This window comes from Aestuariirhabdus haliotis (assembly GCF_023509475.1).
In the GTDB taxonomy this organism is placed as follows: Bacteria; Pseudomonadota; Gammaproteobacteria; order Pseudomonadales; family Aestuariirhabdaceae; genus Aestuariirhabdus; species Aestuariirhabdus haliotis.
In genome coordinates this window covers 1-18,292 of record NZ_JAKSDZ010000014.1, presented here as the reverse complement: position 1 = coordinate 18,292, position 18,292 = coordinate 1, and the positions used below count along the sequence as shown (strand labels likewise).

18 protein-coding genes are annotated in these 18,292 nt (G+C 52.4%); 3 read left to right on the top strand and 15 right to left on the bottom strand.

Features of this window, described 5'->3' with window-relative positions; genetic code table 11:
- Positions 1-29 precede the first annotated feature (29 nt).
- Genes phnP through phnC form a run of 13 tightly spaced genes read right to left on the bottom strand, consistent with a single transcriptional unit; the run spans position 30 to position 10,646 of the window.
- Positions 30-803: a phosphonate metabolism protein PhnP gene (gene phnP / locus MIB40_RS10235; protein WP_249693708.1), complete on the bottom strand. Its 774-nt coding sequence runs from the start codon at positions 801-803 to the stop codon at positions 30-32.
- Positions 796-1,389 carry a ribose 1,5-bisphosphokinase gene (gene phnN, locus MIB40_RS10230; RefSeq protein WP_249693706.1) on the bottom strand — a complete coding sequence of 198 codons (594 nt, stop codon included), beginning with the start codon at positions 1,387-1,389 and terminating at the stop codon, positions 796-798. Before phnN ends, phnP begins: the two co-directional genes overlap by 8 nt.
- Before the next feature lie 5 nt (positions 1,390-1,394).
- Entirely contained in the window at positions 1,395-2,531 is a 1,137-nt protein-coding gene (gene phnM / locus MIB40_RS10225) for an alpha-D-ribose 1-methylphosphonate 5-triphosphate diphosphatase (protein WP_249693704.1), read from the bottom strand.
- A complete protein-coding gene (phnL, locus tag MIB40_RS10220) occupies positions 2,528-3,310 on the bottom strand; it encodes a phosphonate C-P lyase system protein PhnL (RefSeq protein ID WP_249693703.1) in 783 nt (260 codons plus the stop codon). Before phnL ends, phnM begins: the two co-directional genes overlap by 4 nt.
- Before the next feature lie 17 nt (positions 3,311-3,327).
- On the bottom strand, positions 3,328-4,104 hold the full coding sequence (phnK, locus tag MIB40_RS10215) for a phosphonate C-P lyase system protein PhnK (RefSeq protein WP_249693701.1): 777 nt from the start codon (positions 4,102-4,104) through the stop codon (positions 3,328-3,330).
- Positions 4,101-4,961, bottom strand: a complete 861-nt coding sequence (locus MIB40_RS10210; RefSeq protein ID WP_249693691.1) for an alpha-D-ribose 1-methylphosphonate 5-phosphate C-P-lyase PhnJ — start codon at positions 4,959-4,961, stop codon at positions 4,101-4,103. The genes phnK and MIB40_RS10210 overlap by 4 nt, the downstream gene beginning before the upstream one ends.
- Positions 4,958-6,139, bottom strand: a complete 1,182-nt coding sequence (locus MIB40_RS10205) for a carbon-phosphorus lyase complex subunit PhnI (protein ID WP_249693689.1) — start codon at positions 6,137-6,139, stop codon at positions 4,958-4,960. Before MIB40_RS10205 ends, MIB40_RS10210 begins: the two co-directional genes overlap by 4 nt.
- A complete protein-coding gene (phnH, locus tag MIB40_RS10200; protein ID WP_249693686.1) occupies positions 6,139-6,744 on the bottom strand; it encodes a phosphonate C-P lyase system protein PhnH in 606 nt (201 codons plus the stop codon). The genes MIB40_RS10205 and phnH overlap by 1 nt, the downstream gene beginning before the upstream one ends.
- A 3-nt stretch (positions 6,745-6,747) precedes the next feature.
- Positions 6,748-7,197, bottom strand: a complete 450-nt coding sequence (phnG, locus tag MIB40_RS10195; protein WP_249693684.1) for a phosphonate C-P lyase system protein PhnG — start codon at positions 7,195-7,197, stop codon at positions 6,748-6,750.
- Positions 7,190-7,891 carry a phosphonate metabolism transcriptional regulator PhnF gene (gene phnF / locus MIB40_RS10190; protein ID WP_249693683.1) on the bottom strand — a complete coding sequence of 234 codons (702 nt, stop codon included), beginning with the start codon at positions 7,889-7,891 and terminating at the stop codon, positions 7,190-7,192. Before phnF ends, phnG begins: the two co-directional genes overlap by 8 nt.
- Before the next feature lie 30 nt (positions 7,892-7,921).
- On the bottom strand, positions 7,922-8,716 hold the full coding sequence (gene phnE / locus MIB40_RS10185; RefSeq protein WP_249693682.1) for a phosphonate ABC transporter, permease protein PhnE: 795 nt from the start codon (positions 8,714-8,716) through the stop codon (positions 7,922-7,924).
- A 56-nt stretch (positions 8,717-8,772) separates the two neighbouring features.
- Complete coding sequence (gene phnD / locus MIB40_RS10180) at positions 8,773-9,789, bottom strand: phosphonate ABC transporter substrate-binding protein (protein WP_249693681.1); 1,017 nt, start codon at positions 9,787-9,789, stop codon at positions 8,773-8,775.
- Positions 9,790-9,815: 26 nt separating this feature from the next.
- Positions 9,816-10,646, bottom strand: coding sequence for a phosphonate ABC transporter ATP-binding protein (gene phnC / locus MIB40_RS10175; RefSeq protein ID WP_249693680.1), 831 nt, complete (start codon positions 10,644-10,646; stop codon positions 9,816-9,818).
- Between the two features lie 460 nt (positions 10,647-11,106).
- Between phnC and MIB40_RS10170 the strand changes: the two genes are divergently transcribed.
- Both MIB40_RS10170 and MIB40_RS10165 read left to right on the top strand, forming a co-directional pair.
- Entirely contained in the window at positions 11,107-12,135 is a 1,029-nt protein-coding gene (locus tag MIB40_RS10170) for a polyamine ABC transporter substrate-binding protein (protein ID WP_249693679.1), read from the top strand.
- Between the two features lie 14 nt (positions 12,136-12,149).
- Positions 12,150-14,540 (top strand): putative bifunctional diguanylate cyclase/phosphodiesterase, encoded by a 2,391-nt coding sequence (locus MIB40_RS10165; RefSeq protein ID WP_249693678.1) that lies wholly within the window; start codon positions 12,150-12,152, stop codon positions 14,538-14,540.
- Between the two features lie 135 nt (positions 14,541-14,675).
- Here the strand turns inward: MIB40_RS10165 and MIB40_RS10160 are convergent, their stop codons facing one another.
- Complete coding sequence (locus tag MIB40_RS10160; protein ID WP_249693796.1) at positions 14,676-15,707, bottom strand: sensor domain-containing diguanylate cyclase; 1,032 nt, start codon at positions 15,705-15,707, stop codon at positions 14,676-14,678.
- Between the two features lie 357 nt (positions 15,708-16,064).
- Between MIB40_RS10160 and MIB40_RS10155 the strand changes: the two genes are divergently transcribed.
- Entirely contained in the window at positions 16,065-17,159 is a 1,095-nt protein-coding gene (locus MIB40_RS10155) for an SH3 domain-containing protein (RefSeq protein WP_249693667.1), read from the top strand.
- Positions 17,160-17,459: 300 nt separating this feature from the next.
- Here MIB40_RS10155 and MIB40_RS10150 read toward each other — a convergent pair whose 3' ends face one another.
- Positions 17,460-18,101 carry a hypothetical protein gene (locus MIB40_RS10150; RefSeq protein ID WP_249693665.1) on the bottom strand — a complete coding sequence of 214 codons (642 nt, stop codon included), beginning with the start codon at positions 18,099-18,101 and terminating at the stop codon, positions 17,460-17,462.
- Positions 18,102-18,292: the final 191 nt, after the last annotated feature.

Sequence of the window (18,292 nt, the reverse complement as noted above, 5' to 3'; positions counted from 1 at the left end):
CCTGCCACTGCGTCAAACCGGGGTTCTTGTCAACGGAATTGGTGACAGGTCAGACGCAAGCCATCGGCGGCCAGCTGAACACCCTCGGGCAGATCGTTACCCGGTTGCTGCAACCAGCAGTCCAGGCGATGGCTGATATGGGTTAACCAGAGCCGCGGGGCACCGATCGAGCGCCAACAGGCCAGTGCCGAGTTCAGGTCATTGTGATTACGCGGCGGGGTGGACCGGGGCGGCTCGCTGCAATCGAGCACAACGCCATTCAATGACTGGCGCTGCAGGTAGCACCGGGTTTCCTCGGGCAGCTCGACAGTATCGGTAAGATAGGCCATGCGGAAATCACCCTGACATATCAGGTACCCCAGAGTGACCCTGGAATGGTACAGCGGCAGCGGTACGATGCTGAAGTCGCCCAGATCCAGTTCAACAAAGGGCTGCAAGGGCGGCTGAAAATCCAGCACCCCCGGATGCTTGTAAAGATCATCGGCACCCTTTGGATCATCCGGACGATAAACCGGTAGCTTTGGCTCACTCTCACTCCAGCGCAAATGAAACAGACCCTGCACATGGTCCATATGAAAATGCGTTAACAGAATGCCGCGAATCTGTTCGAAGCGAAATCGCTGGGCCAGATCGCTCAGGCCGGCATCGAGCAACGTCACCCCGGAGCGAGTATGCAACGCCAGGGAGGCACTGCGGCGGCGCCGACCGGGCAGCTGTTCGGCGTTCGCACAAGCGCTGCATTCACAACCCCAGACCGGAACCCCGGCTGCATTCCCCGTGCCCAGAAACTCAATCTCAAACACTCACAGCCTCTCGCACATGTTGCTGCAATAAATGATGCAGATCGGTTACGGCATCACTCAAGGCGCCATTGTTGTGTAAGTGCAAGGTGCGGTCCGGCAGCTGTTGTTGTAACTGATGCTGTAACTGGTGCTGCAGCTCAAGACTGCGTGACACTCGCGCCTCAATCTCCGCCGCGCTCTCGCGCCCTCGGGCCAGTAAACGGCGGCGTAACAGGTGTGGTTCAACGCCAACCAGAACCGGAACCAACTTCGCCCCAAAGCAACGCTGTGCCTCTGCCAACGAGGCACGGGAGCCATTGGCGATCACCGAATGACCGCTGGCCAACCAGGCATCGACTTCGGTTCCGATGCCGTAATGACAGCCATTGGCTTGCCAGTGCATTTTGAACAGGCCTGATCGAAGGCGCTGATCAAACTCCTGTGGGCTCAGTTCGATATGGTTCTCTCCTCCCGCCTTCCAGTGCCGGGTGATATAGCGATGCGCAAACAACACCGGAGACCCGCCATTAAGCCGTTGCCTCAACCCCTCCAGCAAGGAATCCTTACCACTGCCCGAAGGCCCCATCAGATAAAACAGATTCGCCATACTGTCTAAAACACCCGCTGTCCATGCTTCCATACATGAAGAATGTGGGAATGATCATCCACCGCTTCACACCACAACAAGTCGGCCTTCAAGCCCGGCGCGATACGCCCACGATCGTGCAAACCGGCCGCTTCTGCCGGCCGTACGCTGATCAATGCAGTAGCCGTGGCCAGATCATAATCGTTGCGCTCATCGTTGGCCAAGTGAAAGGCTGCATCCAGTAAACTGGCGGGATAATAATCGCTGGACAGGATATCCAGCAAACCCTGGCTGGCCAGGTCATGGGCGGCAATATTGCCCGAATGGGAACCACCGCGCACCACGTTGGGCGCCCCCATCAATACCGCCATACCATGGTTATGAGCCGATCGTGCCGCTTCATGGGTGGTGGGAAACTCGGCGATGGCCATACCCAGCCCGACCGATTCGTCCACGTGCTCGACGGTGGCATCGTCGTGGCTGGCCAGGGGAATATTATGGCTCAGGCAGGTTTCGCAGATCGCCTTGCGATAGCTGTCACTGTAGCGCCGGCTGGCCTCGGTCTGGCGCTCGATAAAGGCTTCCAGCGCCTCATTGGACAGTTTGTACTTGCCTTGATAATACTCACGATACTTGTCGATATTGGCAAACTGACGCTGTCCGGGAGAATGATCCATAACCGATACCAGTTGCGGCGCATGCTGCTCCAGTAGCCGGTTAAAATTCTCCAGAGTATCGGCATGACTCACTTCACAACGCAGATGCAGCAGGTGATCGGCCCGGGACAGCCCCCGTTGTCGGCTTTCGTCCAGGGCTCCGGCCATACGGGCCAGATTGTTCAGGCGCTCACTGCCCTCAATCACATCGCCGACGGAAATCGCATCGAACACCGTCGTGATACCGGCACTGATCATCTGCGCATCATGCACTTTAAACGCCTGCAATCCCGGCCAGGCGACGCCGGGGCGCGGCGTGAAATGCTTTTCCATATTGTCGGTATGCAGCTCGACCAAACCGGGCATCAGGTAACCACCCGCGCAATCGACCGCCCCGGGCAGACTGACATTACCGGCATCCACCGCGTCAATCAGGCCATCACGGATGCTAACCGAACCATGAATCACTTCGTTATCAGCCACTATCTGTGCATTGGTAAGAATCATGATTGTATCTCGCCTGTAGGTGTACTGAGCCCGGCTCTGGACTCGGGATTAACATGAAAGAGACTATCGGCCACCTGCTCACGCACTTCGGCATCGTGAAAGATACCAACGATGGCGGTCCCACGATCCCGGGCCTGGCGGATCAACTCGACCACAATGGCCGCGTTATTGTGGTCGAGGGACGCCGTGGGTTCGTCCAGTAACAGGATCGGATAGTCATTGATAAAACCGCGAGCGATATTGACCCGCTGCTGTTCGCCGCCGGAAAAAGTACCCGGAGGTAACGACCAAAGCCGCTCTGGAATATGCAATCGCTGCAGCAATTCCCCTGCTCTGGCGTGGGCTTGCTCGGTTTCGATACCCCGAACCCGTAACGGCTCCGATACCACATCCAGCGTGGATACCCGGGGAATCACCCGTAAAAACTGGCTGACATAACCGATGGTTTCGTGACGAATCTGTAGCAGGGTTTGGCTCGAAGCTTCGGTTAAAGCCACCATCTCGCCACGATGGCGCACATAAATCCGGCCGCCCGTCGGTAAGTAGTTGGCATACAGGGAACGCAACAGGGTGCTCTTACCCGAACCGCTTTCGCCAAACAGCACCGTGCATTCACCACTGTTCGCGGTGAAATCAACACCTTCAAAAACAGGCAACCGAATACCCCCCTGGTTGTGCAGGGTAAAAATTTTGGTTAGCCCCTCAACTCGAATCGCTGCCTTTTGGGATGACTGTAAAGACGCAGTAGAGGCTATAGACAGGCTTGGAATGGATGACATATTTGATAATCTCTCGCTCAGGGAGTCAGTACCGATGAAACCAGTAGCTGGGTATAGGCATGCTGGGGATCATCGAGCACCTGATCGGTTAATCCGCTCTCCACCACCAGGCCGCGCCGCATCACAATCAGTCTTTGCGCCAACAAACGAGCCACCGCCAAATCATGAGTAACAATCACAACCGCCAGGTTCAACTCGGTCACCAGTTGCCGCAGCAGATCAAGCAGTCGAGCCTGCACCGAGACATCCAGCCCTCCCGTTGGCTCATCCATAAACACCAGCCGCGGATGGGTCACCAGATTACGGGCAATCTGCAAGCGTTGTTGCATACCACCGGAATAGGTAGTGGGTTTATCGTCGATACGATTGGTATCGAGTTCAACATCGTTCATCCAGCGCTGTGCCGTTTGGCGCAAGCGGCCGTAATGACGGTCGCCGGTCGCCATTAATCGCTCGCCGATATTGGCGCCGGCAGAAACCCCCATGCGCAGACCGTCACGGGCATGCTGGTGCACAATACCCCACTCCGTACGTTGCAGCTGGCGTTGACGCGATTCACTCAGACTATATAAATCAACCGTTTCTCCATCACGATTGTGATACAGGATAGAACCCGAATCCGGCGTCAAACGAGCCGACAGGCAGCTCAACAGGGTCGACTTTCCCGAACCCGATTCGCCTACAATTCCAAGCACCTCCCCCGGGTGAAGATCAAAATTCACCGCACTACAACCTTTGCCCGGCGCATAGAGTTTGCTCAGTTCCCGCACCTGCAACAGGGGCTCTGCATTCATGACGTTACCTCATTTTCATTCAGTCGAGTGCGGCAATAATCCGTATCGGAACAGATAAATTCGTGCCCACCCTGATCATCCATAATCACCTCATCAAGGAAACTGTTATCGGCACCACAAATGGAACAGCAATGTTGCCAGCGCTGTATTTCGAACGGATGATCCTCAAAATCCAGGCTGCGGACCTCGGTATAGGGCGGAACGGCATAGAGTCGTTTTTCCCGGCCCGCACCAAAAAGCTGCAACGCCGGCGACCGATTCATCTTGGGATTGTCAAATTTCGGAATCGGCGAGGGATCCATTACATAACGATTATTGACCAATACCGGATAGGCATAGGCTGTTGAGATATGACCAAACTGGGCAATATCTTCGTACAATTTAATATGCATCACCCCATAGTCCTCAAGCGCATGCATCTTGCGGGTTTCCACTTCGCTGGGTTCGATAAAACGCAAGGGTTCAGGTATCGGTACCTGATAGATCAGAATCTGGTCTTCCTTCAGCGGTTTTTCCGGTACGCGATGACGGGTTTGTATCAACGTGGCCCGCTCGGTTTTTTCCGTACACTGGACCCCGGTGAGGTCCTGAAAAAAAGCCCGAATACTGACCGCATTGGTGGTATCGTCCGCGCCCTGATCGATCACTTTCAAACAATCCTGTTGACCAATCACCGCGGCCGTCAGCTGCATTCCTCCGGTGCCCCAACCATAAGGCATCGGCATTTCCCGACCGCCAAAGGGTACCTGATAACCTGGAATCGCCACCGCTTTGAGCAGAGCACGGCGGATCATACGCTTGGTCTGCTCATCCAGATAAGCAAAGTTGTACCCTTCACGGACTCCTTGCTGGTTCATGCTTCAGTCTCCTTGCTCGATGCAGGCGGTTGCGCCGAACGGATGCGCCGCAACAATTCCAGTTCCGACTGGAAATCGACGTAATGGGGTAATTTCAAGTGAGAAACAAAACCCGCCGCTTCCACATTGTCACAATGGGATAAGACAAACTCTTCCTGCTGAGCGGGGGAAACAATCTCTTCCTCATAATCCGCCGCTTGCAAGGCACGATCGACCAGCGCCATCGCCATCGCCTTGCGCTCACAGCGACCAAAGCCGAGACCATAGCCACGGGTAAAGGCGACATTGTCATCCTCGTGGCGGGTAAAACCGTTCACCATCTCGCATTCAGTGAGCTGAATCTCACCGATCACCACTTCGAAGCCCAGCTCCTCGGGCACGATAGAGACCTCCACGGCGCCGGTGCGAATCTCACCGGCAAACGGATGATTACGGCCATAGCCCCGCTGAGTGGAATAGCCCAGGGCTAACAGAAAACCTTCATCCCCCCGAACCAATCCCTGCAAGCGTGCGCTACGATCCGCTGGGTAAGTCGGCGGGTCCTGGGTTATATCCGCCGGTGTCTCACCTCGATCCGTCTCGGGAATCATCAAACCTTCCCGTTCCAGAAAACCCATCACCCGTGAGTCGATGCTTGCCCCGGCTACAGATGACGAACAATCATTTTCTGCTGAAGAATCAGGCTGTGATGAATGAGCACGACTTGATGAATGAGCATTGCCTGATAAATGAGCATGATCTGATAAATAAGCCTCTTCGGAAAACTCACCCTCGGCCATCAGGCTGAAATCAAGAAGACGATGGGTGTAATCAAACGTTGATCCCAGAATCTGGCCTCCGGGTACATCCTTATAGGTGGCCGATATGCGGCGCTCCAGTTTCATGGACCCGGTATCAATCGCTTCGCTGGCACCAAAACGGGTCAGGGTTGTACGATAGGCCCGCAACAAGAAAATGGCCTCGACCAGATCACCGGCGGCTTGCTTGATCGCCAACGCGGCCAACTCCGGATCGTAGACGGAACCCTCGGTCATCACCCGATCGACCGATAACGACAACTGTTGCTCTATCTGTTTGACATCAAGTTCGGGGTGCTCAAGATCGCCACGGCGACGCTTGGCCAGCAATTTATGGGCAGACTCGATGGCTTGCTCGCCACCTTTTACCGCTACGTACATCAGACCACCTCCACACGTGTTGTACGCACAATCGCACTGACCTGTTGATCCGCTAACAGAATAAAGTCGAGCCCCTGGGGAAACACATGTGAAGGCTCCAGCAGATAATCGATCGACGCCTCGCACAGCGACCTTATATTGAGCGTGCGATCGCTAGCGATACCTGGACCGGACAAGCGTACATTAACACCGCCCTGACCAGTCTCAGCGGATAATTCATCGACTTGAAGCAACACTGTGCAACCACGATCCGGGTATTCCGCATTCCCTACCTTGAGCTGACTGAGCTCGGGTAACTGACCCGGAAGTGACAAAACAAAATCGGCCTGATCAGGCTCCTCAATCAGCGGACAACCGATATGAAAACCCAGATTGGTTCGGATCAATTCGGTATTCAGGCCGGGGCACAACCACAGCTTGGTGGTCGCGTCGAGCAGCGTTTGGCAAGCGGTAAAACTGGCGGCACTGAGGCCATCCAATCCACGACTCTGATTCAAAGGCTGAATGATACCCGGTTCACTCATCACCTTAAGCAGGCTACGAAAGGCCTGCTGCGCTCCCTGAACCGGATCGGCAAAACCGGGTTGCAAAACAGTATCGGACATCGCTTAATCCTCTCCTCGCACCAGGGTAAAAAAGTCGACCCGAGTCGCATCGACTTCGCGCTTTTGCACCAACTCTTGTTGCTGAATCTGTCGCTGTAACGGTTCAATAACCCGCTCTAGCAACAGGCTTTCGAATTCCGAGGATTGCAACAAGGCATCCATCTGAGCAGCCCTTAATGCATGGGATTTTTTACGGCCCGAAATATAACCGTAGCCAAGGGTATTCATGTTCGATCTCACCACACAGCGGGTCATGGTCATGTCGCCCAGATTAAACGGATTGCCTTCCCCCCCCATACGGGCACGTATCTGGGTCAAACCGATTTCCGGCTGGCGAATCACTTCAAAACTGGCATCGTTCATCACCGGCTCGCTTAATGCCATTAAAGATTCGGTCGGTGCTTTGGCCAGCACCGACATCCAATTTTGGCGCTGTTGATTAGTCTTACTCATGTTTAGGTTCCACACTGTACTCAAAAAGATCACTGCGGCTGCGAGCGATGGAATATTCACGCAGGTCCGCACTCTGTCGACAACGATTTTGGGTATGTACTTCCATTACAGGCACTCCACGGCCGATCATCAGTTGTGTGCACTCTTCCAACGTCGGCATGCGGGCACGCAACCGAGTGGTGCCTCGCCTCAATTCCAGATGAAATTGCTGACGCAAAAATTCATGCAATGAGCCGCCACTAAAACGCTCCAGTTTCTGCGCCGATAAACCAAACAGGTAATGACGAATCAGACATACCGGCTCACCCTCGATCAGGCGTCGGGTATGCAACTGGAAAACCGGCGCTGTTGCACTCACATCCAGCTGACTCGCCAGGGGCTCGGGGATAGCAGTAACGCCGCAATCCAGAACTTCGGTTTCCAGGTCCAGACCGATGCAATTGAGATTATGAGAAAAGGCCGCTTTGTCGTGCAGGGCATAATCGATTGGGGTCTGCACTACTCGACAACCCAGGCCCTGATAACGCCGCACAATGCCATCGTGCACCAGCTCATCAATCGCACGACGAACGGTATGCCGATTGACCTGAAATCGATCGGCCAAGCGCCCCTCGGGAGGCAACAGCTCTCCTGCGTTGTACTGGCTGAAAATTTCATCGCGTAACTGAAACGCGATCTTGCGATACAGGGCCATCGGTTTCTTTTATTCCTGACACATTGAACGTTAGATAAAGGCTTTACGCAGCCGCTGTGACAGCAGGTCGGTCAGGGTGACGCAAACAATAATCACGATCATCACGGCACAGGTTTGCTGAAACTGGAAACCCCGGATGCTTTCCCAAAGGATGACACCAATCCCCCCCGCCCCGACCATACCGACCACCGTGGCCGAGCGAACATTGGATTCGAAGCGATACAATGAGTAGGAGATCCAGAGCGGCAATACCTGGGGAATAACCCCGTAGAGAATCTCTTCAAGCATATTGGCGCCCGTCGCGCGTACCCCCTCCACCGGCCTCGGATCGATCGCCTCAACCGCTTCGGAAAACAGCTTTGCCAACACGCCTGTGGTATGAATAAAGAGCGCCATCACCCCGGCAAAGGGACCTAGGCCAACGGCAACCACAAACAGCATCGCGAACACCATTTCGTTGATCGCCCTGGACGTATCCATCAACCGGCGTACCGGCTGGTAAACCCAGGCCGGCATCAGGTTTTCGGAACTTAAGATACCAAAGGGAATGGATAAAATGATCGCCAGCACAGTTCCCCACAGGGCAATGTGCAATGTAATCACCATCTCATCGAGGTAATACCCGATATCCTTAAAATCGGGTGGAAAAAAATCCGCGGCAAACTCGGCCATATTGCCGCTTTCGGTAATCAACAACAGCGGGCTGATCTCCGCCGCTTCCCAGCCCCAGCCCAGCAGCAGAAACAAAACCACCCAGCCCAGGGAAGCAAACCAGTTAAACGGCTTGCGCTCCAGCGGTGGATTGCTTGCAATTGAATTCATCATTTCACTATCTCATCCCAATAAAACCGGCAGCCTGAGCTGCCGGAACTCACACTGCCCTAGTTGCTGACGGCGGCTTGCAACGCATTCATGCGACGGTTCAGCATGGAAAGCTGGGCGTCGATCTCTTTCAAGCGGGTTGTTTTTTCGCTGGCAGAAACCTTGCTGTCGGCTTCCAGTTTTGCCTTCTGCTTGAACAAAGACAGCTGGCGAATCGGCAACAGCTGGTCATCGCTGGACGGCTTGAAAGGCGCCCATTGCAGGGCCTCCAGTACGGCCAGCTCTTTCGCATCACCTTTGGCGCCATAGTTCATAAAGAACTGATAGATTTTTGTTTTGCTTTCTTCTGGCAAATTCTTACGCCACACGATCGGATCCGATGGAATCAGGGGAGATTTCCAGACCACTTTAACCTTGTCGAACTTATCCGGATGGGTGACCTTAATACGCGCCAGGTTCTCGGTATTGTTGGTCGCCACATCGACCTGGCCATTGGCAACCGCCAGGTAATTGGCTTCGTGGCTCGAGTTGGTGGTGCGCTTGAAAATCTTCTTGGCTTCGACACCATTTTTGGCAAACACGTAATAGCTCGGCACCAGGAAACCGGAAGTGGAGTTTGGATCACCGTTACCAAAGGCCAGCTGATCCGCCTGCGCCAGAACATCGTCGACGCTATTGATCTTGTCGTTGTCGGCGGAAGTGATCAAAACACTCCAGTACCCCGGGTTACCCGAGACGTCGACAGTTTGGGCAAAAATTTCGCCACCGGCACGATCCACCGCTTCCATGGCGGACTTGTTACCGTACCAGGCGACATCCACTTTATCGAAACGCATGGCCTGAATAATGCCTGCATAATCCGAGGCAAAAAACGGCTTCACCCTGGCATTTAACTGACTGGACATATCGTCCAGAAAGGGCTGCCAAACGGTTTTCAGGTTTTGCGACGACTCGGTAGAGATAATGCCAAAGTTAATAACCTTCATCTCTTGTGCCTGTATGGCACTGGCGCCCAGTAATGCGGCTGTTAAAGACAGCGTCGTAGCAAACTTGGCAAACAGGGGTTTCAAACTCATGATGCACTCCATTGTTAAGGTATTCGTCAGACAGGATTTAACCCAAGATGGGATGATGCTTGTGGCCATTCGGTGACTGCGTCGAAGGGGCCGTTTTCCGATAACCGGGTGCCGTAAAGTTCAGCGAGCATAGGGTTATCCAATCCTTCGATAGGACCATCGAAGAAGATTTCGCCGCGGCGCAGGGCAATCGCGCGACGGCAATATTTCTGCGCGTAATCCACCTGATGCAGAGTCACCACCACGGTGATGCCCAGTTCCCGGTTAATACGCTGCAAGGTATCCATCACCTGACGTGAGGATTCGGGATCGAGGGACGCGATGGGTTCGTCGGCCAGAATCACCTCCGCCTGCTGCATCAGGGCGCGGGCAATGGCAACTCGCTGTTGTTGGCCGCCGGACAATTCTGACGCGCGTTTTAGCGCATGCTCGCGCAGCCCAACCTGCTCCAGAGCCTCGAGCGCCTGGCGTTTTTCTTGCTGGGTAAACCAGCCCGTTAAACTGCGCCAGACGGGCACACGACTGAGCGCACCAATCAAGACATTGGTTTGCACACTAAGGCGATTGACCAGATTAAATTGTTGAAAAATCGTGCCGATCCGGGCTCGGGTTTGACGAATATCGGTTGCGGCTCGCCCCCTTTGCTGAACATTCTGGCCCAGCATTTCTACCCGGGAGTCACTATCAGAATCCGCCAACGTCAAACCCGAAAGGTGGCGCATCAAAGTCGATTTACCGGAGCCCGACGACCCCACCAGTGCCACCATTTCTCCTGGCTGCACCTCGATGGAAATATCGCTAAGCACCCGAGAAGCCGAGAAGCTCTTTTGCAAACCGGAAACTGTTATCGCTGACATGGTCCTAACCTCAAAATCGATTAGGATCCAGCTTAACCGCCCGGCTGTTACACTATGGTTATCTATACATGTCAGTTTGCTGACGGTTTGATGGCGAATTTATTACAGGCAAAGGCAAGCTGTCATACTTCCGGCAAGAGTGGCTATTCAGGATTGCTCTCAGGGAATCACCCTGACGTGTCCTCTGCTCCATAACCGTCGGCTCTCTCCTTGCTCCTGCACGGTTACCTGAGATAGCAGCTAATACACTGCTCACCAGCCGGTCATTTTATGATCGAACAATTGATTTGAGACAGGAGTACCGATTTTTACTTCCGCTATGATGCTGCCGACACATTGCAGCCTGCTATGCTTAGTTCAAACAAGAGGTCACACGCCCGGCATCAATCATACGGGGTCTGCTTTAATTCCACCGGCACAATTACCCGGTGCCTTCCAGATAGTCCGAGGTATTCACCCCATGAAACCCTTGCAACCCTTCGCCGGCCTGTTTTTTGTCCTGTTATCCTGCACAACCAGCGCCTATGAGGTCGAACTGTACATCTGGGAAGAGTACCTCGCGCCGGAAGTGCTGGAAGCCTTTACCGAGGAAACCGGTCATACCGTCAAGCAAACCTATTTTGACGACGAAGGCCAGCGGGACGCCGTTATCGCCAGCGGCCGGGGGCAGAGCTTCGACCTGATTATGATGGAAAGTATCGGTCTGCAAATTCTCTCCGAACAGGGGTTGCTGGCCGATCTGTCCGGCATTACCAAGGCTTTTGACCAACAGTATGATCCAAGCTACCTGAGCGCCTGCACTGACTACGGCACCCCCTATTCGACGGGAACGACCGGGCTGCTCTATCGCCGCTCCGTTGCCAAAACCCCGATCGATTCCTGGCAACAGCTATTCAACGTAACACCGGAGCACCGGGGACGAGTTGCCATGTATATGGACAATCTGGACGCTCCCGGTACCGCCCTGCTGGCCCTGAATCTGGACCCCTTCTCGGAAGACCCCGCCGATCTCAAACAAGCCTTTGCGCTGCTTAAGGCCCAGCAGCCCCACTTGCTAACCGATGAGTACGGATTTTCCCATGCGCTTCGCAAAAAGGAGAATAATCAGATCAGCCTGATGCTGGGCTTTTCTGACGATCTGGAATCCATCAGCGAGGCCACCGGCCAACAAGATTGGGCCTATATCATCCCCAAGGAGGGGTCGTTGCTCTGGGTAGAATGCCTGACAGCACCAGAAGGCAAAGCCGTTCATCCGGCAACCCAGGCCTTGCTGAATTTTTTGGCGCGGCCCGAGATCGCCGCGCAAAACGCTGAATCGATCTGGTTCGTTACCCCCAATCGTGCGGCTCAAAAACTCGCCAGCGAGGAGTATCAAACCGATGACTCCCTGTTCCCTCCACAGCACGTGCAGGATCGCAGTGTCGTCTACAAGCGGCTGTCACCCGAAGCGTTAAGCCTGCGCGCTCGGATGCTGAACGCCCTGGATTAGGCCAGAACTACGCTATGAAACTGACTCAACGAGTCAACTATATCCTGATGCCGGTTATCCTGTCGGTGTTTACCCTGTCGGGGTGGATTACCTATGAAGCCTATGCCCTGCAGCTACGTGACGATCTGGTGCGTCAAACCCAACGGGGTCTCACCTTTGCCGAACGGGAAGTACAGCTTGAGCTCCGTACGGTACGCTCTGCCCTGTCGCAGATTTTCAATAGTGCAGAGCTGATCAATTTTGTTAATGCGAAAGACCCTGAGTACCAATCATTCACCTTTGAGCAGCGTATCTATAAGGTGCTCGAGCAATCCAAACAGAACAGCAAGGGTCTGGAGACACTACAAATCCTGTCCAAGACAGGGCAACTGCTGATCTCTGCCGGCGACCGGGACCCTTTTGCCGAGCCTGCCATTGCGCCGATTCCAGGCAAGCTGCTGCAAAACTACCTTAATGAAGTGACTTCCGGAGAGGGTATTCCTCGCGCCCGGGAAGGCTTCTTTCAGGGAGCAGACGGTCATATAAAATTTTTCCTGTTAAAGCCTTTTTCCGCACACAGCATGGACATCAACGAGCTTAGCCTGAACGCCGAAGCCGATTTTAGCGCGCTGCTGATCGCCAATGTAAAAACCCTGGGGCGCATCCAACAACGCACCGCTGATTTCCTGGGAACATCATCACTACTGCGCTTTACCCCCGATCTGGATTTCAATCCCAGGACCAATAGTCACGAGTTAGGCACCTCCTACACCACCAGTAACAATGGGGATATGACCTTCTATGTGGTGAACCCGCTGTTTAATCTGGAGCTACTGATTCCCAATTCCTTTATTGTGCAGGAGCTCATTCTTACCCGGCAAATCATCAGCATTCTGGTCGTATTACTGACATTGTTTTCTTACGCTACCCTAAAGTTACTGATCAACCGCCAGATCGTCGCTCCGATTCATAGACTCATTGAGAAAATTGACCACTCTCAGAATATCGACAGCATCGAGATGATTCCCGAGGGCAATCAGGATGAACTCGGTGAGCTTAATAATGCTTATCTCAATCTGCTAAAAGATGTTCAGCATCTGGCCTCTTACGACCACCTGACCGGCCTATCTAATCGTCGAAGCTTTAACAAAATACTGGATCGCCAACTGCGTAAAAGCATTATCAACAAGCAATCCATGGCCCTGCTGTTTATTGATCTGGATAATTTTAAACGGGTGAATGACCAATATGGTCATGCGGCAGGTGATCAGTTATTGCTTGAGTTCGCCAAGCAGTTACAAACCTGTATTCGGCCGACCGATGTTGCCGCTACGGCAAGTGATGATCAACTGGCCCGGCTGGCAGGAGATGAGTTTTCCTTACTGCTACCCGACGTGGCTGACCCTCAGGCGGCCGAACGGGTGGCACAGCGCGTTCTGGATCTGTTCGAACATGGCTTCAAGGTCAACGGCATTTATCACAATGTTCACGCCTCCATCGGTATTGCCATGGTGCCCGACGATGGTAATAACGCCGAAGCGCTGTTAGTGCATGCCGATGCGGCGATGTATCAGGCCAAGGACCAGGGCAAAAACCAGTACCAGTTCTTTAACCAGCAGATTGCCCAGCGCATGCAGGAACGCCAGCACATTGAGCAAATTCTTATTCAGTCCCTGGCAGAGCGCAGTTTCGAGATGCTGTTTATGCCCATTTACGATGCCAATAGCTTGCAGCCGGTCAGTGCCGAGGCGCTGTTGCGCTGCCCGGCCCTGGCCGAACAGGGACTGGGCCCCGACCAGTTTATCCCCATTGCCGAATCCACCGGGCTGATCAAACAGATCGATCTAAGAGTAATCGATGAAGCACTGGGCAAACTGCGCTGGTTACAGGAACACCTGGATTTCAGCGGCAAGATGGCCATCAATATCTCTGCCGTAGAGCTTCATAACAAGGCCTTTCCCAGTCAGGTACAAAAGCTGCTGGATCAGCATGCCGTTGACCCGGGCAAAGTGGAACTTGAAATCACCGAAACCAGCCTGATCAATAACGACGAAGAAAGTATCGATACCTTAAGGGCCTTAAAGGCCCTGGGCGTCAGCCTGGCACTCGACGACTTTGGTACCGGCTATACCGCCTTTAATCAGCTGGCCAGTTACCCGGTCGATTGCCTCAAAATCGACCGCTCTTTTGTGGCTAGCCTGAGCGATAGTAACTCCAACAAGCAACCCATGGTGGATATCATTCTCTCCCTGGCCGATCTTTACCACCTGCATGTGGTTGCCGAGGGTGTGGAGACCGAAGAGCAACTTCAGTATTTACAGCGCCAGGCCTGCCAACTGGTACAGGGTTACTACCTGTCCAAACCCATCCCCTGGGACGAGCTGGTGGCGCTATTCACCACGACCAGGGTTCAGGAAATTCATTAGGGCAATTCTGAATTAATCAGAGGCCCCCCAGTTCTTGCCAGCCCGTTCTCGCTAGCGTTTATCGCAATCTTCAAGGGGCACCTTGTGAGGCAGTGTGCACGAACGCATCCATCCTCAGATCAAGGCAAGTGACGCTTATGCGGGCTGGGGTTGCCGTGCCTGACCAATGCTATAACTGTTAGTACCCGATTGCTTGGCGCGGTACATGGCCATATCGGCGATATGAATCAACTCATCGATGTCGGATGAATGATCCGGGGACAACGCAATACCGATACTCACGCCCAGATCATACGGCTGCTGGTCGATGGTAATGGGCTGCAAAAAGACATCGCGCAGATGCTCTACAATCGTCACCACATCCTGTTCGGTTTTTATCTCCTCCAGCACCGCGACAAACTCGTCCCCACCAACCCGGGCGATGGTATCCATACTGCGAATGGAATGCTTGAGCCTTTGCCCAACAGCGTGCAGTACCTTGTCCCCGACAATATGACCATTTTGATCATTGATGGGTTTAAAGTTATTCAGATCCATAAAAACCAGCGCAACCCTATGCTCATTATGCTCGGCTCTCTGCATCGCCTCATGCATACGAATTCGGAACAGCTCCCGATTGGGCAAACCGGTCAGCGCGTCGTAATGGGCCAGCTCGCGAATGCGCTCCTGACGCTCCTTACTCGCGGTTATATCCCTAACGATCCCGGTGAATCGTTCCGGCTCGGCGGCCTCATTACACAGAACATCACCGGATTCAAACAACCACTTTACCGTCCCATCGGGGCACACAATACGGTATTCAATCTCATGAGGGCTATTACCCTCCATGCAAATTCTCTCTTGCTCCTTTACCTTGGCAACATCATCGGGATGAACCGCATTGAGAAAGAGCTCATAGGTGGGGGTTGTTGTGCTGGCGTCGTAGCCAAACATGGAGAAAACTTCATCAGACCATTGCAGTCGATTCGACTTGATATGCCAATCCCAGGTGCCTATTCGGGCAAAGGAGTTCGCCAGCCGGTTTCGTTCAAGCTCTTCACTCGCCTCTTTGGCAAGTGGTTGATGCGTGGTTGAAAGCTCGCAATGGGGAAACCGTTTCGAGATCAACAGCATCGTGAGGATGCCAGCCACAAAGCCACCAATAACCAGTAACAATTCAAATAACATAGGCAAAAAAGACGCACCTACCGTCGACTGCAAACACTGCTTTGCCGGCTGGATAAATCAACAGACACAGAGTTTCCTTACCTGCGGTTTTTATAAGTGTTGATAATGGCAAGCATAGTAATCATTAAAGGGCAAACGAACAAGACCAAGATTGCGGTCAATGGATAAATACCCAGGCTTCGATCCGGCTTATCTACAGGTTAAGACCGCACAATGGCAATAACAGATCAATGCGAACTGTTACGCCCCGTCTCTTAGCGGTGTTCTCTGGAACTATACTCAACAGCCTGTGGTCAATCAAAGGGTTGTAACCAAATGGACTCCCCTTTTTTATAACATCATGGAAGGAAAATTCGTATGAAAAACGGCATCGTCTTTTTGCTGTTGCTAGGACTCACCCCTTTCTCGCTGGCAAGTTCCTACTACGCCACGGATAAGAGAGTGGTAAAAATCGACCGGCATTGCCCGGAAGGGCACGTGAGCTGCGATCATATTTCTGCACAAAGCTACGACAAGGAAACCGGAGAAGTCATACAGCTGTCCGGCAAGACAGAGCACCGGCTCTGTAAAGATGGTATTACCCCCTGCCGTTTCAGGGGGTATAGCTTCGAGGGGAAAGGAGTAAAACTCAGCATTCATGATGACGATCATATCTATGTTTCTTCAGGAGAAGACCAATGGTCCAAAGAGCGCTGGGAATACCTTGATAACGCGCCAGAATCACTATTCGAGCCAGCCTTTTACAGCCATTGTCTGGAAGGCGAGTACTCCTATTTAAACGCCAGGATGAAATGGCAAAAAAAGGTCGAAGGGAAATTTTTACTGACCCCAACCAATAAGCTGCTTTCAATCTGTAGCGACCGGATTAACGCCCCCTTTTCCAGAATCTCTTACCGGTTTGGCCCTCGCGAAAAAGTAGAGCTGGAGATCGCTGCCACCGTCACTAAAGAAATCTTAACAAATACGAAACATAGCCCTGATGGCACAAAAAACACCTTTGAATTTCTCATCGGAGACTATACCTATGAGGTCGCCGAGGTGATTGGTCAATACGAGACATTACAGCAAGGGATCTATATCGATGTTCAGACAAAGGGACAACATGTGGCCACCTTTTACTCCGGCGACCAGACAGGGCTGGATTACCAATCCAACCTGTTGAATATCGACTTCAGCTTGAAAAAAATCCCACTGTATTCGGTCACAGACTTAACCGGAAAAGGCGGAGTAGAGGGCTTTTCCTGGGGTGGCATCTTGCGCAGCGAACCTAGCCGGGATGCCCGCAAAAAAGGCTTTTTAAATGAGCGACAGCCGGTCGTGATTTTAGGCATCACGAGTGAACAATGGGCAGGGTACCCTTGGTTCAAAATACGTGCAAAGGGTGTAGAAGGTTATACCTGGGGAGGAATTTTATGCTCTTCAGACTATAGAGGGAAAACCTATTGTAATTGATGACAGGGGCTGCAGTAAAAAAACGGATTGTTAAGGTAGCACTTTTCGAAAGGTATGGATTTCAGAGAAATCCAGGAAAAGGATGCTGTAAAAGCAGTCCACTGCCTTAACAATCGACACAGAAAGAGCCTAAATCACCAAACACTAAGCGAAGTTTTTTATGCCTTGAAAAGTGGTGCACTTGGAAGTTGAATTCGGAACCCCAGAGTTTTCTTTTACCTGCTTGCTATGAACAACCCTGGGAAACAAAGGGAGTGTGTCAAGTGTAAGTTCTGACCCCAGAGTTCATTTCCTAGCAGCCTAGCGATCTAAGGGATAATCTGATCGTGATTTATTATGCTTACTTAACACTTCACTTACAAAATCAGCATCATATTTATCTAAAAAGTTAATTGCGTCGACGACCTTCCAGTCATGCTGACATGCATTATTTAGAATCGCTTTAAAATGCTCTTTAAGGACTGGGATATATTCAACCCACTTATAATCCAAAACATGCTGATATAGTTCACACAGCTCAAACTGTTCCTTACTGGCCAACCTAACAAGTTCTGTAACGCTAGAAAATATAAGCTTTCTAGCATCTTCCCCCTCCTGAGGAGAACGCATTTCATAACGAATCCAATATGAAATAAAAGCACTTAATATTCTCTCACAAGTCACATCATAACCACGATTTCTATGAGGGGTAATTTCACCCACCCCTTCAGAAACATGACTAACGGCAAACTCTCTCAACTTTCCAACATATTCACTATACCCCCATGAAGCTAGCAAACAACACGCATCGATAACAATATGCAGAGGCTGGTTACTAACGCTCAAAGCTTCTAAATCAGAAATTCGATCGCGCGGGACTTTGCTGTCGGGGAGTGAGCACATATCATCAAAATCTAAACGAACCCCGCTTCCATCTAGACACAATAAATCATCCGTATTCATTTACTTTCTCACAGGCCCCGGGGAAGAAATATAATCTGACGGAATGCAAGGGCTAATTAGGCATTCGCCATCTCTTTGTACCCAACAGGGTCAGGTCTAATAAGATGACTCGCCTCCCACCCTAAACTAGGCTGAAGGTGACGAAACCCAAGAGGCGAATCATCATGAATATTCAAACACTAGGTGTAGAC